This is a genomic window from Rhizobium sp. No.120 (assembly GCF_054558365.1).
Genome location: NZ_BAAJNQ010000002.1, coordinates 731369 through 753457 on the forward strand (window position 1 = coordinate 731369; position 22089 = coordinate 753457).

Here is a 22089-nt window from a genome sequence, read left to right on the forward strand (position 1 = left end):
ATCACACTCTAGAAATCCTGGTAATTCAGCTCGTTGATCTCGACCGGCTTCGTCTGCGGGGTCGAGGCCGTGACGACGGGATCGACTTCGAGCATCAGCGAAACGAGCATCTGCCGCGGTCCGCTGCACATTTGTGCGAGCGCGATCGTCAGATCCGGTGCAGGCAGGGGTTTGGCCGGCAGGAGATCGCCCTGCGGCCAGATCTTCGCAAGCTGAACCTTCGTCATCGGCACGACGTTGACGTCGATATCGGTGAGCGTGCCCGGCACCCGGTAAGGGCAGCTTTTCTCCGAGCAATTGTCCGACGAAGCAAACTGCCAGATGGCGTAATTATCCCAATTGCCGAGAGGAAAGGTGCCTTTCACATCGGGCTTGTAGCGCGCATACCACAAGGGCAACCGCGACAGCAGCGGATAGGTGCCGCGATGATCGGCGATATAGCGCGCCGTATTGTGGTTGACGTAGAGAATGGGATAGCGCCCGGTTCTGACCTTGATGTGGGCGACGTAGATCTGCGCATCGTCAAGTGACATGAATTGCGCGGCGTCCATGCCGTCAATGTCGAGCACCATCAGCTCGTCCGGCTGCGGATTGGCGTAATCGAGAAAATGATTGGCCTGATCGATCGGATTGCCGGGCCGTCCCAGATGATAAGCGCCCCATAACAGGCCGTTCGCCTTTGCCAGCATTCGGCGTGTTTGAAACAGTTCCCGGCTGACCGCGTACTTACGCCACATCGTCCTGCAATGGGCCACCGTATCGCCGCCATGGTCGCCGGTGCAACTGAAGCTTTCAGGAAGCCCATCGGACGCCTTGGAGATGAATCCGGCGATCCTCTTGTCCTGTAAAAACGCATTCCAGTCGATGGTGTTCAGCTCGTAAGCATCGACGATCAGGGCGTTTTTCGGATCGTTCCATGGCTGGTTTTCACCGGCCGAAGGTTTGGAGACCGGCCCCATCAGGGCCAGGATCGTCAGCAAGCTGCAAATGAGTAGGTTACTCTTTCGGTATCCTTTCATGAAATAATAGTAAGGATTGCTGGTTAATCTTGGGTTAAGAGTGAAATCGCTATAGGTTCATCCCGGAGTCCCGCATAACTCCTTAATTCGGTAGGGATTTAAGGAACTAAATAACGTGCTGCCGCGTTCTTGTCGTCTACTCGGATATGCGAGGAAGCAGGCAGTGAAACCTTGCTCGGGAGCATTCCCGACATGAAACGCCTACAGGCTTGAGTAGCAAGCCGAACCAGGGAAATGGAGATAAAAATGCTTGGTTTCCGTGCAAAAATCGCGACAGTCGCCCTGACGGCTGCAGTCGCCCTGACGAGCTTCACACCGTCTTTCGCCATTCAGATGCCTGCTGCCCCGATCGTGAATCAATCCTCGCCCACCCAGGCCGCGCCTGGCAACGTCGAGCAGGTGCAGTGGCGCCATGGCGGTTACTATCGCCGTGGCTGGTATGGTGGCTATCGCGGTTATCGCGGCGGCTATCGTCATGGTTATCGCTATCATGATGGCTATTGGTTCCCGCTGGCAGCCTTCGGCGCAGGCGCGCTGATCGGTGGCGCGATCGCCAGCCAGCCGCGTTATTACGAGCCGGCTCCAGCTCCGTCCGTAGGCATCAACCCGCGGCACGTCGCTTGGTGCGAGTCGCGCTATCGCTCCTATCGCGCTTACGACAATACCTTCCAGCCAAATTCCGGCCCGCGCCGTCAGTGCTACTCGCCGTATTTCTAAGCAGCGCTTTCAGAACGACCAACGCCGGCCGTCCGGTTTCCCGCCGGGCGGCTTTTTGCATGGTTCGACATCAGAGAATATTGACGCGCTTGAGCAGCCACCATGCCAGCAGCATGGAGGCAATGATGAAGCCAACGGCGTATCCAGTGCCGCTTGCACCGCCCGCCAGCGGCAGGCCGGATGTATTCATGCCGAAGAAGCCCGTCACCAGCGTCGGCGGCAGCAGGAACGCAGTCATGATCGACAGGATATAGAGATGCCGGTTGATCTCGGAGGCAAGCTTTGAATCGATCTCTTCATGCAGCAGCCTCGCCCGCTCCTGCAATGCGTAGACATCGTGTTCGACTGCTTCCAGCCGCCCGGTCAGGCGGCCCGCAACATCCTCAAATCCGAGCGGCATTTCCTCGTCGTCCGAGGCGGCGGCGTGGCGCATCAGGGAGAGAACGGTGCCAAGATGACGATGAAGACGCACGATGGTCCTTCGAATGGGCGGCAGCTTGGCACGCTCGTCGTGCGTCGTGTTGCCGTGCACGAAGTCCTCGATGGCATTTAATTCTTCGCTGATCTCTATGACCACCGAAATCAGCGTCCGCTGGAATTCGACGACGATCAGCTCGAAAATATCCACCGGGCTCGCAAATCGTGTGGCATTCTTCTCAATCAGCATGCGGGTTCTGTCGAGGCTGCGGAGTGGCTGTAGCCGCGTCGTGATCAGCATGCGATCGGTGACGGCGAAATGCAGCCAGCCGATATCGTGGGTGTTGTGAGCGAAGTCACGCTGGAAGTCGACTAATGTGCCGAACAGCATCTGATCATCGACCGTAATCGTCGCATGGGTCTCATGCGTGGTCAAAGCGACGCGCGCGGCTTCGTTCAATCCAGGTGCGTCCTCGAGGAAGGCCGGCACGCGGGCATCGACGAGATTGAGATGCAGCCAGAGAAAACCGTCATCGCTGAAAAGCGTCGAGCGATCGGTATCATCGGGCAGGCGCTCCGGCTTGGCTGCGCCGGGGCGGATACGGTACGCCCAGATAAAACCGGGTATAGAATTGACTGACGTGAGCGTGTTCATGGGGGCATCGTTCGCTTTGTCTGAACAGTTGCCTTAGTCTTCATTCATGACGATTGTTTATGCACGTCCGAGCCCTGGTAGAATAATCCCGGATTTAGGCGGCGTTGCCACCACCACGTCAAACGCGTGTTGGATTCGGGTGCGCGAGATGGTGGAAATCGATGCCGCTTGCAATATGAAAAAATTGACGTTTACGTAAAAATAAACTAGCTGTAGCAGATGTGATTGATGATCCGGGTGAGGCGGCTCATCGCTAATGCCAGTGCGGAGGAAGCAGCATGTATAAGGCGCCAGTCGAAGAAATCGCATTCACGCTGAAGCATGTCGCGGGCATGCAGCGCGCGATGGACGAAGGCATTTTGGGCGACCTGAGCGCCGATGTCGTCGATGCCATCCTGTCGGAAGCAGGCCGTTTTGCCGGCGAGGAGATGGAGCCCCTTGCCGAGATTGGCGACAAGCAGGGTGCGAAACTGGTCGATGGCAAGGTGGTGCTTCCCGATGGTTGGGAAAAGCTCTATCGCGACTGGATCGCCGGCGGCTGGAACGGTTTGACCGCCCCCGAGCAATTCGGCGGGCAGGGCCTGCCGCATATGCTGAATGTCGCGACGCTGGAAATGTGGAACTCGGCTTCCATGGCATTCGGTCTCGCGCCGACGCTGACCATGGGCGCTGTCGAGGCGCTGATTGCCCATGGCAGTGACGACCTCAAGAGCAAATACCTGGAAAAGCTCGTATCCGGGCAATGGTCCGGCACCATGAACCTGACCGAGCCGCATGCCGGTTCCGACGTCGGCGCCTTGCGCACCCGTGCCGAACGCCGCGACGACGGCACCTATCGTCTTTTCGGCCAGAAGATCTTCATCACCTGGGGCGATCACGAGGCGGCGGAGAATATCGTTCATTTCGTCCTCGCCCGTCTTCCGGATGCGCCTGCCGGCACGCGCGGCATTTCGCTCTTTCTCGTGCCGAAATTCCTGATCAACGATGATGGTTCTCTTGGCGCTCGTAACGATTATTTTGCCCATTCCCTCGAACATAAGCTGGGTATTCACGGTTCGCCGACCTGCACGATAATTTATGGTGATGGAAAATACGGGTCGGAAAAGGGTGCAGTTGGCTGGCTCGTCGGCGAGGAGAACAAAGGCCTCGCTTGCATGTTCACGATGATGAACAATGCCCGCTTGGCTGTCGGCATCCAGGGTGTCGCGATTGCCGGAGCGGCAACTCAGAAAGCCATTGCCTATGCCCGCGAGCGCACCCAGGGCCGCGCGCCGGGTACGACATCCTCGGGCATGAGCCCGATCATCGAGCATCCCGATGTCGCGCGTATGCTGCTGACGATGAAGGCTTTGACACAGGGCTCGCGCGCGATCTGCTACGCTTGTGCGGAGGCGATCGACATGTCGCATCGTGATCCGCAGAAGGCCCGCTTCTGGCAGGAGCGCGCCGCATTGCTGACGCCGATTGCCAAGTCCTTCTCCACAGATGCCGGCGTCGATGTCGCTTCGCTTGGCATTCAGGTTCATGGCGGCATGGGCTTCATAGAGGAGACAGGTGCTGCGCGCCTGCTGAGGGATGCCCGTATCGCGCCGATCTATGAGGGCACGAACGGTATCCAGGCCATCGATTTGGTGACGCGCAAGTTGACGCTCGCCAATGGCGACCACGTGCGCGGCTTCATCGCCCAATTGCGTGATATCGCCGATACGGTCGCCAAGTCCAATCTTGAGGGTTTCGGCGAAACGGCGCCGCGGCTGCAGGCAGCCATTGCCGATCTGGAAAAGGCAAGCGAATGGCTCCTGTCGAAACAAGCAGAGGGCGTTATTGCCGAAGCATTGGCAGGCGCCACGCCTTACCAGCGGCTTTTCGGCCTCGTACTAACAGGCTCTTATCTGGCAAAGGGCGGTCTTGCGAAAGCTGGCGACGGTGAGGGGGCCAAGCGCATCGCGCTTTGCCGCTTCGCTGCCGAAAATCTCCTGGCCGAGACCGCCGCTCTGTCTGATCGGGTCATTGCCGGTGCATCCAGCCTCGAAGCCGCTCGCATCGCACTCGCCTGAGGAAGAGCCATGACCGACCATATCCTCATCGAACGCCCCGAGACTGCATCGCAGGTCCAGATCATCCGTTTCAACCGGCCGGAAAAGAAGAACGCTATCACTCGCGTCATGTATCAGACGATGACTGACGCGCTGAAGGCTGCGGAAGCTGCGCCAGATATCCGCGTTCATGCCTTCCTGGGCACGGAAGGCTGCTTTTCTGCCGGCAATGATCTCGCCGATTTCCTCGCCTTCGCCATGAGCGGCAATATGGGGCATGAAGTGTTCGATTTCCTCGTCGCACTGGCCAGCACGAAGAAGCCCGTCGTCTCCGGCGTCGATGGTCTGGCGATCGGTATTGGCACCACGATCCATCTGCATTGCGATCTTACGATTGCTTCCGATCGCAGCCTATTCAAGACACCTTTCGTGGATCTTGCTCTGGTTCCCGAAGCGGCCTCGAGCCTGCTAGCGCCGCGCGCCATGGGCCATCAACGCGCCTTCGCGCTGCTTGCGCTTGGGGAAGGTTTTTCTGCTGCTGACGCCAAGGAAGCCGGGCTGATCTGGAAGGTGGTGCCACCGGAGGCGGTGGAGGCCGAGACACTGTCGCTGGCAGCCAAACTCGCCGCCAAGCCGCCGGAGGCGCTCAGGATTGCCCGTGATCTCATGCGCGGTCCACCTGAGGCCGTCTTAGACCGCATCCAGAAGGAAGCCGAGCATTTCGCCGCCCAGCTGAAAAGCGCCGAAGCCCGCGCGGCTTTCGAAGCCTTCATGAAGCGGTGAAGACTTATTTCTCAAGCGCCGCAACCACCTCGACATGTGAGGTCCACAGGAACTGGTCGATCGGCGTCACCCGGGTAATCCGGTAGCCTCCCTCGACCAGCAGGGCCAGATCGCGCGCGAGCGTGAGCGGGTTGCAGGAGACGGCCACGATCTTCTTGACCTGCGATCGAGCCAACTCCTTACTCTGGAATTCCGCGCCGGCGCGGGGCGGGTCGAAGACGACGGCGTCGTAGACCTTCAGTTCCTGCGTCATCAGCGGCCGGCGGAAGAGGTCGCGGCGTTCGACGCTGACAGGCTTCAGTCCCTGCATGTTGCGGGCAGCGTGATCCAATGCCGCGAGCGGCTTGTCTTCGCTTTCCACCGCATGCACGCGTCCGATCCGCGCCAGGCGCAGCGAGAAGGTGCCGCTGCCTGCGAAGAGATCGGCAATGCGTTTTGCCTTGCCCACATGGGTCACAACCAGTTCCGCCATGGCATCATCGGCCTGCTTGGTTGCCTGCGTGAAGGCGCCCGGCGGCGGCGCGACCTGGACGCCGCCGAAATCGATTATCGGCTTTACCGGTTCGACCAGGATCTCGCCGTTCAGCGAGACGCGGGCGATACCGCGAAGCGACAACACTGTTTCGATCGTGCTGCGGCGCTGTTTGTCCGAAAGAGACTTGATGCCGTCGACGGCAAGGTCGAGGCCCGTCTGCGTCTCCAATACGGAGATGCGGAAGGCTTCGGCGTTGATGGCGATTGCCGCCGCAATCGTCTTGATGGCGGGCAGCCTGGCCATAATGCCGGCCGAGGCGATGGGACATTCCTCGATGGCGACGATGTGGTGGCTTTCGGCCTGATTGAAGCCGATCAGCATATCCTTTTCAGTCTTGCGCGCAGCGAAGACGACCCTGCGCCGTTCGCCCGGATGTGCGGCGACGATATCGTCCACTTCTGGCGTCAGGCCCTTGGAGCGCAGGGCATCGACCACGAGCTGACGCTTGAAGGAGCGATAGGGGGCATCGGCATAATGTTGCAGGGTACATCCGCCGCAGGCGCCGTTGACGCCATGTGGGCCGAAATGCCGACAGTGCGGCTCCTGGCGATCCGGCGAGGCCGCCGTGATCGACATCAGCGTGCCCTGGCTCTTCACCCGCGCGACGGCGACACTTTCGCCCGGAAGCGTGAAGGGTATGTAGATCGGGCCATCGGCGCCTTGCGCGATGCCGTCGCCCTGGGCGCCGAGCTTTTGGATGGTAACGGTTTCGGTGCTCATGGCTTGATCCCTGCGAGAAGAAATTCCTGATTGCCGTCGCCGCCTGCGATCGGTGAGGCGATGAGGCCGAGGCTTTGCCAGCCCATATCTTCGGTGAACCAGCGCTCGAGTTCGGCCGCCACCGCCGGAGCGGTGGAGGGGTCCTTCAAGAGACCGGACTTGCCGATCGCATCGCGACCCGCCTCGAATTGCGGCTTTACCAGCAGCGCCGCCCGCGCGCCGGGTTCGGCGAGTGAAAGCGCCGGCGCGAGAGCAAGCTTCAACGAAATGAAAGAAACATCGGAAACGATGAAGGAGAAGGGTTCGCCTATGTCCTCGGCGGTCAGATTGCGCGCGTTCAGCCCTTCGATGCTGGTCACGCGCGCGTCGGCTTCCACACGCGGATGCATCTGGTCGTGGCCAACGTCGATTGCCGTGACATGGGCGGCACCGCGCTCAAGCAACACCTCGGTAAAGCCTCCGGTCGATGCGCCGACATCGAGGCAATTCTGTCCGCGCGGATCGAGACCGAAATGATCGAGGGCCGCCACCAGCTTCAGCGCCGCACGGGAAACATAATCCTGCGCCGGATCGTCGATGCTGATCTGTGCGTCTTCGGTGAAGAGTGCCCCGGGCTTCGTCACGATCTTGCCGTTCACGGCGACCGTGCCGCGCTGGATCGCATCGCGAGCGCGAGAGCGGCTGGCGAAGAGCGAAAGGGTGACGAGAAGCTGGTCGAGGCGTTGTGGTTCTGACATGGGCTGTCCATGCCGGGCAATGGGCTGTGTTGCAAGCCTTTTATGCTGATATCGTCGTTGACGCAGGATTGCGACAGGCGATAATCGTTGTCATCAACGGTGAGGGCACCATGCGAAAGATCTGTGGCTGTGCAGTGCTGATGGCGATGATCGCCGTTCCTGCTATGGCAAATGATACGATGGCCGAGCTGAAGACCGGCGGTCTCGCCTATGTCCGCACCGGCGATATCAGCATGGATCAGGAAAAACTGTTCATTTCGCAGAGCGAAGTGCGCGTCGATTACGTGTTCGAAAATACCTCCGACAAGGACGTCGAAAGCGTCGTCGCCTTCCCGATGCCCGACATCAAGGGCGACATAGACAGCATGGTCGATACGGGGAATGTCGATTCCGATAATTTCCTCGGCTTCAGCGTGACGCAGGATGGCAAGGCCATTGTCCCGACCCTACAGCAGCGCGTATCGGTTGCCGGGGTCGACATGACGGATGAATTGAAGGCTCATGGCGTACCCCTGCTACCGCTGAGCAAGGCGGCCATGGATGCCGTGGCAAAGCTGCCCCTCGATGTACTCGAGGATTGGACGGCCCGCGGTTTGATTGCCGACGACGAATACGACAATGACGGCCAAGGCATGAAGCATCATCCCACACCGATGTGGACGCTGCATACCACCTATTGGTGGCGCACGAAATTCCCGGCCAAGGCGAAGATTACGGTTGAGCATCGCTACAAGCCAAGCGTCGGCGGCACTGTCGCCATTACCTTCGCCGGCGATGAAGAGTACCAAAAGCAGCAGCTGCAGGCCTATCGCGGCAAATATTGCCTCGACGAGACTTTTCTGAAGACAGCGGTGAAACTTGCCGCGGCGGCCGACAAGGGTGGTCGCGGTTACACCGAAAGCTGGATCTCCTATGTGCTGACGACCGGAGCCAACTGGTCCGGGCCGATCAAGCATTTCGAGTTGACGGTCGATAAGGGTCGTCCCGAGAACTACATCAGCTTCTGTGGTACGAATGTAAAGAAGATCGGCGCGACGACGTTCCAGATGACGGCGCAGGATTTCTATCCCGAGCACGATTTGGATATCCTGATCCTGGCCGCGGCTGCCGTGAACTAGCGGCATACAAACCGCCTCTCAAATTAAATAAATTTAAAGCCGAAGCCTCTACTGATGCCCTTGATTGTGGCGATCCGCTTCAAGATCGCCGCCTGCCATGAAGGCTTCGCGCGTCAGCGTCCCAATCATGCCCCCTCCCTGAATTCTCCGAGCATAGCCGCATCCTTCCTCGCGCGGTTCTAAAAATGCTCGCCAGGACCTGCGCTCAGGAGGCGCCCGCTCATGTCCGCGAAAAAGCTCTCCTTGAATGGCAAGCTTGCCATCACATTTACGGCTCTGATTGCCATTTTCGCCTGCGTTTCCGCATTCGTCTATTCCAAGGAAGAGGTTTCCGCCGGCGCTGCCGTCGAACAGGAAAGGTCGCAGCAGCTCGTCAGCCTGATCGATGATTCGCTGCAGGCCATGCTGGAGCAGGCCGTCAACCTGCGCGGCTTTCTGCTTCTGCGCAGCGATAGCACCTATGGCGATATCTTCAACAATCGCGAGCGGATGCTGAAGAGCATCGCCGCCGCCAAGCAGGCAGCTGCCGATTCACCGGATCTCCAGCAGGCGATCGACAACATGCAGAAGGCGGCCGATCTCTATTTCCATCAGCTCGCGGAGCCGCAGGCCAAGGCGCGCAAGGAAACCGAAATGCCGCTCGATCAGATCGTCAAGATCGGTCAGAACGAAACCAAGGGCCAGCTTGACGGCTTCCGCGATGCCGCGGCCAAGATCAAGCAGGCTGCCCGCGCCAAGGCAAGCAACCTCGCAGCCATGCAGGACGACGCCAACGGCGATCTTCGCTTGACCCTCATCCTCGGCAGCATCTTCGCCTCGCTCGCCGCCGCAGTGCTTGCCTGGCTGCTCTCGCGCATCATCGTGCGCCCGATCGTTGGCATGACGGCGGCCATGGGCCGTCTGGCAAATGGCGAGCACGACATCGAAGTCCCGGCTGTTGGCCGCGGCGATGAAATCGGCCGCATGGCGGATGCCGTCCTCGTCTTCAAGGAGGCCGGCATCGAGAAGCTGCGTCTTGCCGGCGAGACCGAGCGCATGCGTGGTGATGCCGAACGTCAGCGCCTGATGAATGATGAGCAGAAGGCGCGTGAAGAAGGTGAAATCCGTTTCGCCATGGAAGCGCTCGCCGGCGGCCTCTCAGCCCTGTCTTCGGGCAATGTCGCAACCCGTCTTAACGACAGCTTCGCGCCGCAGTTCGACAGCGTCCGCGCCGATTTCAACCATGCGGTCGAGAAGCTTGAAGCGGCTTTGCGGTCCGTTGGCCAAAATGCATCCGCCATCAATGCCGGTGCTGACGAAATCCGTTCGGCGGCCGATGATCTGGCGCACCGCACCGAGCAGCAGGCCGCTGCCGTCGAAGAGACGGCCGCAGCACTCGAAGAGGTCACGATCACGGTTCGTGATTCCGCCAAGCGGGCCGAGGATGTCGGCCATCTCGTCGAACGCGCCCGCCTCGGTGCGGAACGATCGGGCGAAGTGGTTCGTAAAGCCGTCGCGGCCATGCAGCAGATCGAAAAGTCCTCTGGCGAGATCAGCAACATCATCAGCGTCATCGATGACATCGCGTTCCAGACCAATCTTCTGGCGCTCAATGCCGGTGTCGAGGCAGCACGTGCCGGAGATGCCGGCAAGGGCTTTGCCGTCGTTGCCCAGGAAGTGCGCGAGCTTGCGCAGCGCTCGGCCAATGCCGCCAAGGAAATCAAGTCGCTCATCACGACATCGAGCGATCAGGTCAATACGGGTGTGTCGCTGGTCGGCGAGACCGGCAAGGCCCTTGAACTGATCGTATCCGAGGTGCAGGAAATCAACCGCCATGTCGGCGCAATCGTGACGGCTACCCGCGAGCAGTCGACCGGCCTGCAGGAGATCAACACGGCGGTCAACAACATGGATCAGGGTACGCAGAAGAATGCTGCCATGGTCGAGGAACAGACGGCGGCCAGCCATGCGCTTGCTCGCGAGGCTGCAGCACTCAATGAGCTGCTCCAGCAGTTCCGCCTTGGTAACTCCATTCAGGCGGCGGCCGCGCAGGCAACGCTTGCACGACCCGTCGTGGCAACGGCGCGTTCGAAGCCGGCGGTGTCGCCGGCCCGCGCTCTCGGGCGCACGGTCGCCAAAGCCTTTGCCGGCAAGGCAACCGCTGCCGCGCCCCAGGACGATTGGGAAGAATTCTGATCCATCTCTGCGAATCGCTGCCGCTAGCGTTCTCGGCCCGCCGCTTTGCGGCGGGCCGTTTCGTTTTTCATGGATGATACTATTCCATTGCCACAACTTGCCCAGTTTTGCTGCGGTAATGCCTCTCCCTTTCGGGGATAGGTTGTTTAAGCCGCAGGATCGTTCTCGCGCGCTGGTGAGTCATCCTTTCGGTCGAGATTTGTTAGATATTTTATCGTCGGCAGGGTTGCCCTGAGCGAAGAACCGCTAACTCCATAAGTCGCACGCTGATCGCAGAGGGAGATTCGAATGGGACAGCTCGTCCGAGTTCCGGCCAATGAAACACAGAGGCTTTTGGCCGTACGATCCCTGAATGCGATTCACAACAGCCCCACACCTGAGCTTGCGATCCTTGCCGAACTGGCGAGGAGTGTGTTCGAAACGCCGTATGCAGCCATCAATATCATTGATGAGGACTGGCAGCGCATAGCAGGCCAGGCAGGCCTGAAGATCGCCGAATGCTCGCGCGATATGTCGATCTGCACGCGGGTGGTTTTCGATGACGAACTGCTGGTCCTGCCAGATCTCAAGGAAGAACCGGACCTGAAGACCGCCCCCTTCGTTCTCGACGATCCCTATTTCCGCTTTTATGCAGGCGCTCCCGTGCGACTGGAGAACGGACTGCCGGTAGGTGCCTTCTGCATTCTGGATCAGAAGCCAAGGCAGTTCTCCTCGAGTGAGGAGCAAAGTCTCAGGCGCTTTGCCCAGATCGCAAGTGCGCTTCTGCGTCTGCAGAAAACGAACTTGCTGATGGGAATAGCCGAGAACAGCTTGCGCGCGGCAGCCATGACCGATCCACTGACCCGTTTCTTCAACCGGTCGGCGCTGGAAAGCCTGGTTGATAGCGCATTGAGTTCAGCCATTGCCGCTGGCCGCCACTTCGGCGTTCTTTATCTCGACATGGATGGCTTCAAATCCATCAACGACCGCTTCGGTCATAATGTCGGCGATGAAGTTCTCTGCGAGGCGGCATCCCGCATCCGCTCTGTGATCCGCACCGATGACATGGTCGTTCGTATGGGAGGCGACGAATTCGCCATCTTCGTGCCGGACCCGACCGACAGGAGCGCACTTGTCTCTCTGTCCGAGCGCTTGCTGATGGCATTCCGAACGCCGTTCACAGTGGATGGCGTATCCGTCTCCGCACGGCTGAGCATCGGTGCAGCACTGGCGCCGGATGATGGCGCAACACGTGCCGTGCTGTTAAAAAATGTCGATTCCGCGCTCTATCAGGCCAAGGCCGCCGGCCGGGACCGCGTGGCGATCTTCAACGGGCTCGATGGTTGACGACATCGGGCAGCCTTGGGGTCGCCTGATTTTTGCGTTTATCCAGCAACTTCGACGATACGGCCATGGCCGAGTGCGCGGAATACCGTCTGCACGATGCCGGCGCGGTCAAGGCCGGCCATGGCATTCATGGCCTCGGGCTTGGCCTGTTCCATCCAGATATCGGGCATGACCAGCGAGCGGATTTTGAGGCCATTGTCGAGCAGGCCTTCATTGGCAAGGAACTGCATGACCTGACTGCCGAAGCCGCCGACGGAACCTTCCTCGATCGTGATCAGGATCTCGTGATGGGCGGCAAGTTGGCGGATGAGATCGTGGTCGAGCGGCTTGGCGAAGCGTGCGTCCGCGACCGTCGTCGAAAGTCCGGCAGCATCCAGATCTTCGGCGGCGGCAAGGCTGTCGGCCAGGCGCGTGCCGAAGGATAGCAACGCGACCTTCGAACCCTGCTTGATGACGCGGCCCTTGCCGATTTCGAGGATCTGGCCGCGCTCCGGCAGATCGACGCCGACGCCTTCTCCGCGTGGATAGCGGAAGGAAATCGGGCCGAGATCATAGGCAGCGGCGGTGCGCACCATATGCTTGAGTTCCGCCTCATCGGCCGCGGCCATGACGACGAAACCAGGTAGCGTGGCGAGAAATGCGGTATCGAAGGAGCCGGCATGTGTCGGCCCATCGGCGCCGACGAAGCCGGCGCGGTCGATCGGGAAGCGAACCGGCAGGCCCTGGATGGCCACATCATGCACCACCTGGTCATAGGCGCGCTGCAGGAAGGTGGAGTAAAGGGCGGCAAAGGGCTTGTAACCTTCGGCAGCAAGGCCGGCGGCGAAAGTCACAGCATGCTGCTCGGCAATGCCGACATCGAAACAGCGCTTGGGGAAGAACTCCTGCAGCTTGTCGAGGCCGGTACCGTTCGGCATGGCGGCGGTGATACCGACGATCTTCTCGTCGAGTGCCGCCTCCTGCACCAAAGCGTCCGCAAAGACGCTAGTGTAGCTTGGCGCATTCGGCTTCACCTTCGTCTGAGCGCCGGTGATGACGTCGAACTTGTTGACGCCATGATATTTGTCCGCAGCCGCCTCGGCGGGCGCATAACCCTTGCCCTTCTGCGTCACGACATGGATCAGCACAGGGCCTTGTGCATTGTCGCGCACGTTGCGCAGCACGGGCAGCAGATGCTCAAAGGAGTGGCCGTCGATAGGGCCGATATGATAGAAGCCCATCTCCTCGAACATGGTGCCGCCGGTCACATAACCTCGTGCATGTTCGACTGCCCGCGTGATGGCGCGGTCGACCTTCTTGCCGAGATAGGCGGTCAGCTTCTTGCCGAAATCCCGGAAGCCCATATAGGTGCGGCCGGAGGCGAGGCGGGCGAGATAAGCGCTCATCGCTCCTGTCGGCGGGGCAATCGACATGTCATTGTCGTTGAGGATGACGATCAGCCGCGCATCGAGCGCGCCGGCATTGTTCAGCGCCTCATAAGCCATGCCGGCTGACATGGCGCCGTCGCCGATGACGGCGATCACGCGACGGTCGGTATTATCGAGCTCGGCGGCAACGGCCATGCCGAGGCCGGCGGAAATGGATGTCGAGGAATGCGCGGCGCCAAAAGGATCATACTCGCTTTCGGCACGGCGCGTGAAGCCGGAAAGGCCGCCTTCCTGCCGCAGCGTGCGGATGCGGTCACGGCGCCCGGTCAGGATCTTATGCGGATAACATTGATGCCCGACATCGAAGATCAGACGATCGTTCGGTGTATTGAAGACGCTGTGGATCGCAATGGTCAGCTCGACGACGCCGAGGCCGGCACCAAGATGTCCGCCGGTGCGCGATACCGCATCGATCATCTCGTCGCGAACTTCGCGGGCGAGCTGCGGCAATTCCCGGTCCTCCAGCTTTCGCAGGTCGGAAGGATATTGGACCCGGTCCAGCAGGGGCGTCTGTGGCATTTGTGTCAAGGCTGAAGCCTCTTTCTTGCTATTCTTGGGCGGTTGTCCGCCTTTACGTCAAAACAGATTGCGACAAAAGGCGCCGAATTCAAGGTGTTCCCGAACAAGAAACATGTGGGAGTGTTATGAACCCGTTAGCCCTCCGGCAGGGGAATGAACTCTTCCTCGTCGCCCGGCACGATATCGAAGCGGCCCGTGCGCCATTCTTCCTTGGCCTTTTCGATGCGCTCCTTCGAGGACGAGACGAAATTCCACCAGATATAGCGCTTCGAATTGAGCGCTGCACCGCCAAAAAGCATGAGATGACAGCCTTTTTCAGCGGCCTCCAGCGTTATCGCGTCGCCCGGCCGGAAGACGAGGAGCTGATCCTGTTCGAAACGGTCGCCGGCGACGACGAGCGAACCGGAGAGAATATAGACCGCTCGTTCCTCATGTGCTGCCCCAAAAGGAAACGTCGTGTTCGGCTGCAGCTGCAGATCGACATAGAGTGTGTCCGAGAAGGATTTCACCGGCGATTTCAGGCCCTCGAAATCGCCGATGACAACGCGCCCGCTCACGCCGCCATCGGCGATCACAGGCAGCTCGTCCTTTTCTGTATGGGCAAAGGACGGATCGATTTCTTCCTTCTCGTCGGGCAGCGCCAGCCACGTCTGCAGGCCGGACATGGAAAACGGATGGTCGCGCAGGTTCTCCGGCGTGCGCTCGGAATGCACGATGCCGCGCCCGGCCGTCATCAGGTTGATGTCGCCCGGGCGGATCACCTTGGCCGTGCCGAGGCTGTCCATATGGCGGATTTCGCCATCGAACAGATAGGTGACGGTGGAAAGGCCGATATGCGGATGCGGGCGCACGTCGAGCGCCTGACCCGGCCGTAAAATGGCAGGCCCCATGCGATCGAAGAAGATGAACGGCCCCACCAGCCGCCGCCGGCTGCTCGGAAGCGCGCGCCGCACGGAGAAGCCGCCGAGGTCACTGGTGCGCGGGATAATCAGATTTTCGATCGCATCGCAAGCGAAGGCGTCGCCGGCCTGCGGATCGTTGCCTGGGAAGAAGGACATATCGGCTCTCCTTTCGGTTGGGACACAACCTACCGGGTCAACCTACCGGCAATGTCATCCAAACTCAAATTTTCTGGCTTTGTCTCAGGCACCATCCAGCGCTTCCGTGCCCTGCGGCTTGCCGGCGCGGTCGAGTCTGATCTTTTCGATGCGGTTTTCCGCAGCCGAAAGCAGCGCCTCGCAATGCTTCTTCAGCGCTTCGCCACGCTCATAGATCGAAATGGATTCATCGAGCGCCACATCGCCGCGCTCAAGCCGTGCAACGATGCTTTCAAGCTCCGCCACGGCCTTCTCGAAGGAATAGCCTGATACATCTGCCTTGGCGCTCTCGCTCATCGTCAACCTCTCATCATGCGTAGAATATGCATCCCCGCCGATTCGGCGAGGCCCTCTAGATCATAGCCGCCTTCGAGCAGGCTGACGACCCGGTTCTTGGCGCTGCGGTCGGCAACCTCAAGCAGCCGCCCCGTCGCCCAGTCGAAATCCTCGCCGGTCAGATTCAGTTGCGCCAGGGGATCGCGGTGATGGGCGTCGAAACCAGCAGAGATGATGATGAGATCAGGGCTGAAGTCGGCGAGCGCCGGAAGGATGCGCGACTTGAAGGCCTCTCGGAAATGATCGCCCCCCGTGTTAGGCGAAAGCGGTGCGTTGACGATGGTATTGTGGGCGCCGTTCTCGTCCTTTTTCCCCGTGCCAGGATAAAGTGGCATCTGGTGGGTGGAACAGAAGAGCACGGACGGATCGTCCCAGAAGATGTCCTGCGTGCCGTTGCCGTGGTGCACGTCCCAATCGACGATGGCGACACGCTCGGCACCATGAGCCTTTTGCGCATGGCGTGCGGCAATCGCGGCATTGTTGAAGAAACAGAAGCCCATGGCCTTGGCCTTCTCGGCATGGTGGCCCGGCGGACGGGCTGCGACGAAGACATTGTCGGCCGCACCCGAGAAGACATCGTCGACCGCCGCCATGGCGCCGCCGACGCCGTGCATGATCGCCTGCAGCGTCTTCGGGCTGGCATAGGTATCGGCTTCGAGCTGATTGATCTCGCCGTCGTCGCCTCTGTCCGGCATCGAACGCAGCACGAAATCCAGATGCTCTTCAGGATGAGCAAGCAGCACCGCATCCTCGTTTGCGGCAGGCGCTTTTCGCCGGTCCAGCCGCTCGAAATTCGGATGCTCCAGCGCGATATTCAACGATCGCAGCCGGTCTGGCCGTTCGGGGTGACCTTCCGGAACGATGTGTTCAAGGAAGATCGGGTGTTCGTAAAGACGTGTGCTCATGGGGCCAATCTATAAAGAAGGTGTGACGCCTATTACAGGACATGGACCGTGTCACTACAATGTCAACAATCCATCTTAACCACTTTGGAATGGCGCCCGTTTACTTATCGAAGCGTGGTGTTAAGCTTTCATTAAGGTCAGTATGGCGTTGGCCAAGGTTTATTGCGTCATGGCGAGAGCAGAACGATCCGATGTCATCGAGGTAAGGGTGCCGCCGCGTGATGTCGATCGGCACGGCCAGATGTTTATCGCATCCTATATCTCGCAGGCGGAGACCGCACTCTCGAACTTCTGGCGCACGCGGCCGCTGGTCGATGACGAGCCCGTCTACATCGCCAAGAAGGTCTCCTGTTCGCTGCACCGTGCCTTGCACTATGATGAACTCGCCCGCTACTCGATCAGCGTCAACAAGATCGGCGGCAAGTCGGTCGGTTTCGTCGTGGCGGTCGAAACCGACAATGAACTGGCAGCAGAGGTGGAAATCCTCTGGCTCGCGGTGCGCGGCGACGAGCATGACCCGGTGCCGCTGCCGGAAGACACGCGCGACTGGCTCTACAAATATCTGGCTTAGTCTCGATTTAGCTCCGCTGCGGCAGAAGCGGGTAGCCGACCATGACGGCGCGGCCGACGAGAGCCGCGACCACTGCTTTGATGACATCTCCCGGCACAAAGCCCAAGGACCCGATAAATGCCTTGCTGAAGCCGATATTGATCGCCAGCCAGGCAATGCCGAATGCATAGAGCACCACGATGCCGCCAATGACCGCAGCGATGAAGAAGCCGATACCCTGCGTCAGGCCGCTCTGTTCCGGCTCGACCAATCGTTCGGAGAGATAGCCGGTGACGAAGGCTGCGAAAATCCAGCCGACGAAGAAGCCGGCTGTCGGGCCGGCAAAGACGGCAAGGCCGCCGCGACCGCCGGAAAGGACCGGCAGGCCGATCGAAACAAGCACCACTACCAGCAGCACGGCGATCGTCCCGCGCTTGGCGCCGAGCACGACACCCGCGAGCATGACGCCGAGCGATTGCGCCGTGATCGGAACCGGAATGATGCCGATCGGGATCGGCGGCAACAAGCCGAGCGCCACGATGATGGCGGCAAAAAGTGCCGAAAGCACGAGATCGCGGGTGTTCATGGCGGCTCCTTCCGAAAAAGATCTATGTTCATTGACGCCGAATGCCGCGCGCGTCAATCGCCGCCGCGATATTGTCGGCATCGCGCAGCGTCAGGATGATGAGCGGCGCAAGCGTGGTTGCCAGGCGAACCTTGATCCCGCGCGCCTGATGCGCCTCGCGGATTGCACGGTAGCGATCGAGGATATCGGGGACGAAGCGGATCACAAGGCCGATCGCCAACCCGATATCGGCGGCCTTAAGCAAGCCGATTTTTTCCAGCGGCATGGCAAGGGCGGTTATCTCGTCAATGAAAGCGGCCATCGATGTCGTCGCCGTCACCGTGGCGGCGAATAGCGCGAGCGCGGTCAGACGCAGGGCAGTAACGATCGCCGCGTGAAGTGGGCCGACTAGGGCCGCGAAGATCGCGAGCACGGCAATCGAGATCAGAATAGGCCGAAGCCGCTTTATTGCGTCTCCCACCGGCAGGCCGCTGCGAAGATAGAGGGCAGCACCGATAAGGTTTGCGCAGGCAAGCACCGGGATAGACTGGGTCAGGAACAGCAGGAGGCCGAGTGCGGCAAGCGCCAGCAGCTTCAGGCGTGGCGAAAGCCGGTGCAACCATGTATCGACATCGACATGCAGCGTCTGCATCAGCCTGCCATCTCCTTGTAGCGGGCGATCGCTTCCTCTGCCGGCGCATCGACAACAAGCCGGCCCTGATCGAACAGCAGCACCCGTTCGAAATCCTCAAGCAGCGGCAGGTCGTGACTGATGACGATCACTTTCTCCGGAAGCGTTGCCATAGTCTTTTGCACAAGCGCTCGGTTCTTCAGATCGAGCTGGTTGGTAGGTTCGTCCAAGATAAGGATATCGGGTCCGGTGACGAGCACCGAGCAGAGTGCGGCCATCTGCAACTCCCCGCCGGAAAGCTCATGTGCCCGGCGCGACCCAAGGTGGCTAACGCCGAACCGTCCGAGAATGGCTTCGACCGCGGATTCGATCCGCGCCTTGTCATATCCGCGCGCCTTGAGGCCGAAGGCGATGTCGTCGCGCACGATGGGCAAGATGATCTGGTTCTGCGGCGATTGGAAGATGTAGCCGACCTTTCCAAGCACCTCGCTGGCGTTGCCGACCGTATCGAGCCCGTCGACCAAGACGCGTCCCGTCGTCGGCTTGACGAGCCCGTTGATGAGCCGCGCGAAGGTCGTCTTGCCGGAACCGTTGAGGCCGATCACCCCGATACGGCGCTCCTGAAGCGTGAGATTCAGAGGAAACAGCGCGGTGCGCTTGCCATAATCGACGCCGGCGTTTTCGAAGCGGATGTCCAAGCAGCTTCCTTGTTCGGTAGTGTGATCGCGGAGCTATAGCGCATTGCATCGAATTATCAAATCGACGCCTCTTTGAAAGCATGGGAATTTATGCCTATGATCCTGCAATGACGAATCTGCTCTCGAATCGTGACGCCCGCCGCGTGTTCCTTGCCAAACAGGGGCTTGCCAACCCGCCGAACCGCGCCTTGACCAAGGCGGGGCTGCTGCAGCTCATCCACGACATCGGTTTCGTGCAGGTGGACAGTATCGCCACCGTCGAGCGCGCCCATCACCAGATCCTGTTCTCGCGCAACCAGACCTATCGGCGAGAGCACCTGACGGAGCTTCTGGAAAAGGACGGCGCGCTCTTTGAAAACTGGACGCATGACGCCTCGATCCTGCCGAGCGCCTTCTTCGTCTACTGGAAGCATCGCTTCCGCCGCGAGGAAGCGGCGATCATCGAGCGCTGGCGGAAATGGCGCGGCGAGGGGTTCGAGGCGGCTTTCGAGGAAACTTACGAGCGCGTGCTGAAGAATGGGGCAATCACCGCCCGCGAGGTCAAAGCGGAGGATCATGTCTCCGGCGGCTGGTGGAACTGGCACCCCAACAAGACGGCGCTCGAATATTTCTGGCGCACCGGCAAGTTCGCGATCGCCGGCCGCGCCAATTTCCAGAAGGTCTATGATCTCGTGGAGCGTGTGCTGCCGGCCCATTTTCATGAGCCGGAAGTCGGGCACGACGAATTCGTCGATTGGGCCTGCCGCAGCGCGCTGCAGCGCCTCGGCTTTGCGACCTCAGGTGAAATCGCCGCCTTCTGGGATCTGGTGACGCCGCAGGAGGCCAAAAGCTGGGTCGAGACGCATCGCGATGAACTGACCGAAGTGTTGATCGAGCCTGCCGCCGGCGGCAAGCCACGACCGTCGCTTGCTTTCCTCGACTTCCATGATACGCTCGATAGTCACGCCGAAGCGCCGGCGCGCATCCGCGTCCTCAGCCCTTTCGATCCGACCCTGCGGGACCGCAATCGTACCGAACGCCTTTTCGGCTTCTTCTACCGCATCGAGATTTTCGTGCCCGAGCCGAAGCGCGAATACGGCTATTATGTCTTTCCGCTGCTGGAGGGCGACCGTCTGATCGGACGGATCGACATGAAGGCCGACCGCAAGGCTGGTACTCTCGACGTCAAGCGCCTGTGGCTGGAACCGGGTGTCAAGGCATCGGCGGGCCGGTTGGAGAAGCTAGAAGCGGAGCTGGAGCGCGTCGCCCGTTTCACCGGCGTCGAGAAGGTCGTTTTTCTCGAGGGCTGGCGGGGATGACCGACGGTTCCCTTTCGGGAAATCGGTACTGAGTGGCGTCAGGGAAGCTGCCACTGATTTTAGGGGACAGCGATCGCATGGACACCGTTCGGGTTTTCGATGGGCATAATGATGCAGTTCAGTTCATACTGGATTATAAGCCGGACGGCCGGGATTTTCTGGCTCGATCCGAGGCCGGGCATCTCGATCTTCCGCGAGCACTTGAAGGAGGGCTAGCCGGCGGATTGTTTGCGATGTACGCCGCGCCGGAGCATGAGCCGGTAGATGATCTGACGATCACGCATGATGGCTACGAAGTTCGCTATGCTGAAGCTTTGCATCCGGACGATGCCCGGCTGCAGATCGAAGGGCAGCTTGCGGCCATAAAGACGCTGATCGGGCGTTCGGGTGATAAAATCCGTCTGGCAACGAGCGTCAGCGAGATCGAGGCGGCACGACGTGATGGTGTCTTTGCCGTCGTGCTCCATATGGAAGGCGCCGACGCCATCGGCCCCGATCTCGGCTATCTGGATAGCCTCTACAATGCCGGCCTTCGATCCCTGGGCATCGTATGGAGCCGCCCGAATATCTTCGGCTATGGCGTACCGTTCGCCTATCCGAGATCGCCCGATACGGGACCCGGCCTTACGGATGTGGGGAAGGCTCTGGTCAGAAGGTGCAACGAGCTGGGGATCATGATCGATGTTTCTCATCTGAACGAGCGCGGATTTTGGGATGTCGCCGCATTGAGCACCGCTCCGCTCGTCGCCACGCATGCCTGCGCTCACACCATATGTCCATCGACCCGAAACCTCACCGACCGGCAATTGGACGCCATCCGCGACACCGGCGGGGTCATCGGGCTGAATTTGGCCGTCAATGACATTCGCGCCGATGCCCATCTTGCTGAAGATACCCCGCTCGATGATGTCGTTCGCCAAATCAACTATCTGGTCCACCGCGTTGGATCGGATGGGGTCGCTCTTGGATCGGATTTCGATGGCGCCGTCATGCCTCGCGAGATCAGGGACGCAAGCGGCTTGCCGCGCCTCGTCGATGCTATGCACAAGAGCGGATTCGATGAACTGACCTTGCGAAAATTTGCCTATGACAATTGGCTTCGCGTATTCGGCGTCACATGGTCGGATCGATCGTAAGCTTTGTCGCCCCCTTTGAGGGGACACAACTAACAGAGCCCAATAGGCAGAAGAGCACCCGAAGAGGAAAGTTCGTTGTCGTCGCTGATTCTAAAAGGCCGCAATGTTAGGCTCCGCCCGCCATGCGCCGAGGACGCCGATGAGCGCCTCTTCTTGGGCACCAATGCCGAGATCGCGGAGATGTATGGCGTCGGCAAGGAGGACATCAAGCCCATCACTCGGGAGCGCGCGGTCGGATGGGTTCAGGGTCTCGCCGATCACCCTCACGCATGGGTTATCGAGATCAAGGGCGCTTTTGCCGGCGAAATCAGATTGGACAACGTCAATCGTCAGGACAGGCGCGCGACGATGGCGATCGGGATCTATAATCCCGCTTTGCTCGGCAAAGGCTTTGGCACGGAAGCGATCATGCTTCTACTGCGTCATGCTTTCGGCGAGATGGAGCTGCATCGCATCGGAATACGCGTGCTCGCCTACAACAAACGCGCCATCCGCGCCTATGAGAAATGCGGCTTCGTTGTCGAAGGAAGGGAGCGAGAAACCGCTTTTGTCAACGGCAGCTGGCACGATGACATCATGATGGGGCTGCTTGATCGCGAGTTTTCGACACCTCCCCTATGAAGGGAGGTCACCGCACAGCGGCGGGTGGGCTTACAATTGTTTGGCTATGGAGATCGACGCGATCACCC

Annotated in this window: 21 protein-coding genes; 10 read left to right on the top strand and 11 right to left on the bottom strand. The window is 60.0% G+C overall.

Annotation, left to right across the window (positions count from 1 at the left end):
* Window positions 1-8: 8 nt before the first annotated feature.
* The gene (locus ACYJRZ_RS09225) at window positions 9-959 is read right to left on the bottom strand and encodes a glycoside hydrolase family 25 protein (RefSeq protein ID WP_459458726.1); all 951 of its coding nucleotides are present in this window, start codon (window positions 957-959) and stop codon (window positions 9-11) included.
* Window positions 960-1265: 306 nt separating this feature from the next.
* On the opposite strand from ACYJRZ_RS09225, the gene ACYJRZ_RS09230 reads away from it, so the two are divergent.
* A complete protein-coding gene (locus ACYJRZ_RS09230) occupies window positions 1266-1736 on the top strand; it encodes a BA14K family protein (RefSeq protein ID WP_459458195.1) in 471 nt (156 codons plus the stop codon).
* 70 nt (window positions 1737-1806) lie between these two features.
* Here ACYJRZ_RS09230 and ACYJRZ_RS09235 read toward each other — a convergent pair whose 3' ends face one another.
* The gene (locus ACYJRZ_RS09235; protein ID WP_459458197.1) at window positions 1807-2808 is read right to left on the bottom strand and encodes a transporter; all 1002 of its coding nucleotides are present in this window, start codon (window positions 2806-2808) and stop codon (window positions 1807-1809) included.
* Window positions 2809-3086: 278 nt separating this feature from the next.
* On the opposite strand from ACYJRZ_RS09235, the gene ACYJRZ_RS09240 reads away from it, so the two are divergent.
* Together ACYJRZ_RS09240 and ACYJRZ_RS09245 are read left to right on the top strand one after the other, a co-directional pair.
* Window positions 3087-4865, top strand: a complete 1779-nt coding sequence (locus ACYJRZ_RS09240) for an acyl-CoA dehydrogenase (RefSeq protein WP_459458199.1) — start codon at window positions 3087-3089, stop codon at window positions 4863-4865.
* A gap of 9 nt (window positions 4866-4874) precedes the next feature.
* Window positions 4875-5627, top strand: a complete 753-nt coding sequence (locus ACYJRZ_RS09245; RefSeq protein WP_459458201.1) for a crotonase/enoyl-CoA hydratase family protein — start codon at window positions 4875-4877, stop codon at window positions 5625-5627.
* Between the two features lie 4 nt (window positions 5628-5631).
* On the opposite strand, the gene ACYJRZ_RS09250 is transcribed toward ACYJRZ_RS09245, so the two are convergent.
* Together ACYJRZ_RS09250 and ACYJRZ_RS09255 are read right to left on the bottom strand one after the other, a co-directional pair.
* Window positions 5632-6882, bottom strand: a complete 1251-nt coding sequence (locus tag ACYJRZ_RS09250; RefSeq protein WP_459458203.1) for a class I SAM-dependent RNA methyltransferase — start codon at window positions 6880-6882, stop codon at window positions 5632-5634.
* Entirely contained in the window at window positions 6879-7619 is a 741-nt protein-coding gene (locus tag ACYJRZ_RS09255) for a TlyA family RNA methyltransferase (protein WP_459458205.1), read from the bottom strand. The genes ACYJRZ_RS09250 and ACYJRZ_RS09255 overlap by 4 nt, the downstream gene beginning before the upstream one ends.
* A gap of 110 nt (window positions 7620-7729) precedes the next feature.
* Between ACYJRZ_RS09255 and ACYJRZ_RS09260 the strand changes: the two genes are divergently transcribed.
* The 3 genes from ACYJRZ_RS09260 (at window position 7730) to ACYJRZ_RS09270 (ending at window position 12238) form a co-directional block, all read left to right on the top strand.
* Window positions 7730-8737, top strand: a complete 1008-nt coding sequence (locus ACYJRZ_RS09260) for a DUF4424 domain-containing protein (protein ID WP_459458207.1) — start codon at window positions 7730-7732, stop codon at window positions 8735-8737.
* Window positions 8738-8959: 222 nt separating this feature from the next.
* Window positions 8960-10912: a methyl-accepting chemotaxis protein gene (locus ACYJRZ_RS09265; protein ID WP_459458209.1), complete on the top strand. Its 1953-nt coding sequence runs from the start codon at window positions 8960-8962 to the stop codon at window positions 10910-10912.
* Between the two features lie 288 nt (window positions 10913-11200).
* Entirely contained in the window at window positions 11201-12238 is a 1038-nt protein-coding gene (locus tag ACYJRZ_RS09270) for a GAF domain-containing protein (protein WP_459458211.1), read from the top strand.
* 38 nt (window positions 12239-12276) lie between these two features.
* On the opposite strand, the gene dxs is transcribed toward ACYJRZ_RS09270, so the two are convergent.
* The 4 genes from dxs to ACYJRZ_RS09290 all read right to left on the bottom strand — a co-directional run bounded on the left by dxs (window position 12277) and on the right by ACYJRZ_RS09290 (window position 16522).
* A complete protein-coding gene (dxs, locus tag ACYJRZ_RS09275) occupies window positions 12277-14193 on the bottom strand; it encodes a 1-deoxy-D-xylulose-5-phosphate synthase (protein ID WP_459458213.1) in 1917 nt (638 codons plus the stop codon).
* Window positions 14194-14318: 125 nt separating this feature from the next.
* The gene (locus ACYJRZ_RS09280) at window positions 14319-15242 is read right to left on the bottom strand and encodes a pirin family protein (protein ID WP_459458215.1); all 924 of its coding nucleotides are present in this window, start codon (window positions 15240-15242) and stop codon (window positions 14319-14321) included.
* An 84-nt stretch (window positions 15243-15326) separates the two neighbouring features.
* Window positions 15327-15578 carry an exodeoxyribonuclease VII small subunit gene (locus ACYJRZ_RS09285; protein ID WP_095434136.1) on the bottom strand — a complete coding sequence of 84 codons (252 nt, stop codon included), beginning with the start codon at window positions 15576-15578 and terminating at the stop codon, window positions 15327-15329.
* A gap of 2 nt (window positions 15579-15580) precedes the next feature.
* Window positions 15581-16522, bottom strand: coding sequence for a histone deacetylase family protein (locus tag ACYJRZ_RS09290; RefSeq protein WP_459458218.1), 942 nt, complete (start codon window positions 16520-16522; stop codon window positions 15581-15583).
* Window positions 16523-16691: 169 nt separating this feature from the next.
* Here ACYJRZ_RS09290 and ACYJRZ_RS09295 point away from each other — a divergent pair, with 169 nt between their 5' ends.
* Window positions 16692-17093: an acyl-CoA thioesterase gene (locus tag ACYJRZ_RS09295; RefSeq protein ID WP_459458220.1), complete on the top strand. Its 402-nt coding sequence runs from the start codon at window positions 16692-16694 to the stop codon at window positions 17091-17093.
* 7 nt (window positions 17094-17100) lie between these two features.
* On the opposite strand, the gene ACYJRZ_RS09300 is transcribed toward ACYJRZ_RS09295, so the two are convergent.
* Genes ACYJRZ_RS09300 through ACYJRZ_RS09310 form a run of 3 tightly spaced genes read right to left on the bottom strand, consistent with a single transcriptional unit; the run spans window position 17101 to window position 18966 of the window.
* A complete protein-coding gene (locus ACYJRZ_RS09300) occupies window positions 17101-17658 on the bottom strand; it encodes a biotin transporter BioY (RefSeq protein ID WP_459458222.1) in 558 nt (185 codons plus the stop codon).
* Window positions 17659-17686: 28 nt separating this feature from the next.
* Window positions 17687-18289 (bottom strand): energy-coupling factor transporter transmembrane component T family protein, encoded by a 603-nt coding sequence (locus ACYJRZ_RS09305; protein WP_459458223.1) that lies wholly within the window; start codon window positions 18287-18289, stop codon window positions 17687-17689.
* Window positions 18289-18966 carry an energy-coupling factor ABC transporter ATP-binding protein gene (locus ACYJRZ_RS09310; protein WP_459458224.1) on the bottom strand — a complete coding sequence of 226 codons (678 nt, stop codon included), beginning with the start codon at window positions 18964-18966 and terminating at the stop codon, window positions 18289-18291. Before ACYJRZ_RS09310 ends, ACYJRZ_RS09305 begins: the two co-directional genes overlap by 1 nt.
* 107 nt (window positions 18967-19073) lie before the next feature.
* On the opposite strand from ACYJRZ_RS09310, the gene ACYJRZ_RS09315 reads away from it, so the two are divergent.
* The 3 genes from ACYJRZ_RS09315 (at window position 19074) to ACYJRZ_RS09325 (ending at window position 22021) form a co-directional block, all read left to right on the top strand.
* Complete coding sequence (locus ACYJRZ_RS09315) at window positions 19074-20264, top strand: winged helix-turn-helix domain-containing protein (protein ID WP_459458226.1); 1191 nt, start codon at window positions 19074-19076, stop codon at window positions 20262-20264.
* Window positions 20265-20341: 77 nt separating this feature from the next.
* Complete coding sequence (locus ACYJRZ_RS09320; RefSeq protein WP_459458227.1) at window positions 20342-21400, top strand: dipeptidase; 1059 nt, start codon at window positions 20342-20344, stop codon at window positions 21398-21400.
* Window positions 21401-21475: 75 nt separating this feature from the next.
* Window positions 21476-22021 carry a GNAT family N-acetyltransferase gene (locus ACYJRZ_RS09325; RefSeq protein WP_459458229.1) on the top strand — a complete coding sequence of 182 codons (546 nt, stop codon included), beginning with the start codon at window positions 21476-21478 and terminating at the stop codon, window positions 22019-22021.
* Window positions 22022-22089 lie beyond the last annotated feature (68 nt).

Coding starts and splice junctions, on each gene's coding strand:
- ACYJRZ_RS09225 (WP_459458726.1), bottom strand. CDS start 959: ATGGGGCCGGTCTCCAAACCTTCGGCCGGTGAAAACCAGCCATGGAAC.
- ACYJRZ_RS09235 (WP_459458197.1), bottom strand. CDS start 2,808: ATGAACACGCTCACGTCAGTCAATTCTATACCCGGTTTTATCTGGGCG.
- ACYJRZ_RS09295 (WP_459458220.1), top strand. CDS start 16,692: ATGGCGAGAGCAGAACGATCCGATGTCATCGAGGTAAGGGTGCCGCCG.
- ACYJRZ_RS09240 (WP_459458199.1), top strand. CDS start 3,087: ATGTATAAGGCGCCAGTCGAAGAAATCGCATTCACGCTGAAGCATGTC.
- ACYJRZ_RS09245 (WP_459458201.1), top strand. CDS start 4,875: ATGACCGACCATATCCTCATCGAACGCCCCGAGACTGCATCGCAGGTC.
- ACYJRZ_RS09265 (WP_459458209.1), top strand. CDS start 8,960: ATGTCCGCGAAAAAGCTCTCCTTGAATGGCAAGCTTGCCATCACATTT.
- ACYJRZ_RS09260 (WP_459458207.1), top strand. CDS start 7,730: ATGCGAAAGATCTGTGGCTGTGCAGTGCTGATGGCGATGATCGCCGTT.
- ACYJRZ_RS09290 (WP_459458218.1), bottom strand. CDS start 16,522: ATGAGCACACGTCTTTACGAACACCCGATCTTCCTTGAACACATCGTT.
- ACYJRZ_RS09305 (WP_459458223.1), bottom strand. CDS start 18,289: ATGCAGACGCTGCATGTCGATGTCGATACATGGTTGCACCGGCTTTCG.
- ACYJRZ_RS09255 (WP_459458205.1), bottom strand. CDS start 7,619: ATGTCAGAACCACAACGCCTCGACCAGCTTCTCGTCACCCTTTCGCTC.
- ACYJRZ_RS09285 (WP_095434136.1), bottom strand. CDS start 15,578: ATGAGCGAGAGCGCCAAGGCAGATGTATCAGGCTATTCCTTCGAGAAG.
- ACYJRZ_RS09250 (WP_459458203.1), bottom strand. CDS start 6,882: ATGAGCACCGAAACCGTTACCATCCAAAAGCTCGGCGCCCAGGGCGAC.
- ACYJRZ_RS09270 (WP_459458211.1), top strand. CDS start 11,201: ATGGGACAGCTCGTCCGAGTTCCGGCCAATGAAACACAGAGGCTTTTG.
- ACYJRZ_RS09300 (WP_459458222.1), bottom strand. CDS start 17,658: ATGAACACCCGCGATCTCGTGCTTTCGGCACTTTTTGCCGCCATCATC.
- ACYJRZ_RS09320 (WP_459458227.1), top strand. CDS start 20,342: ATGGACACCGTTCGGGTTTTCGATGGGCATAATGATGCAGTTCAGTTC.
- ACYJRZ_RS09230 (WP_459458195.1), top strand. CDS start 1,266: ATGCTTGGTTTCCGTGCAAAAATCGCGACAGTCGCCCTGACGGCTGCA.
- ACYJRZ_RS09280 (WP_459458215.1), bottom strand. CDS start 15,242: ATGTCCTTCTTCCCAGGCAACGATCCGCAGGCCGGCGACGCCTTCGCT.
- ACYJRZ_RS09315 (WP_459458226.1), top strand. CDS start 19,074: ATGACGAATCTGCTCTCGAATCGTGACGCCCGCCGCGTGTTCCTTGCC.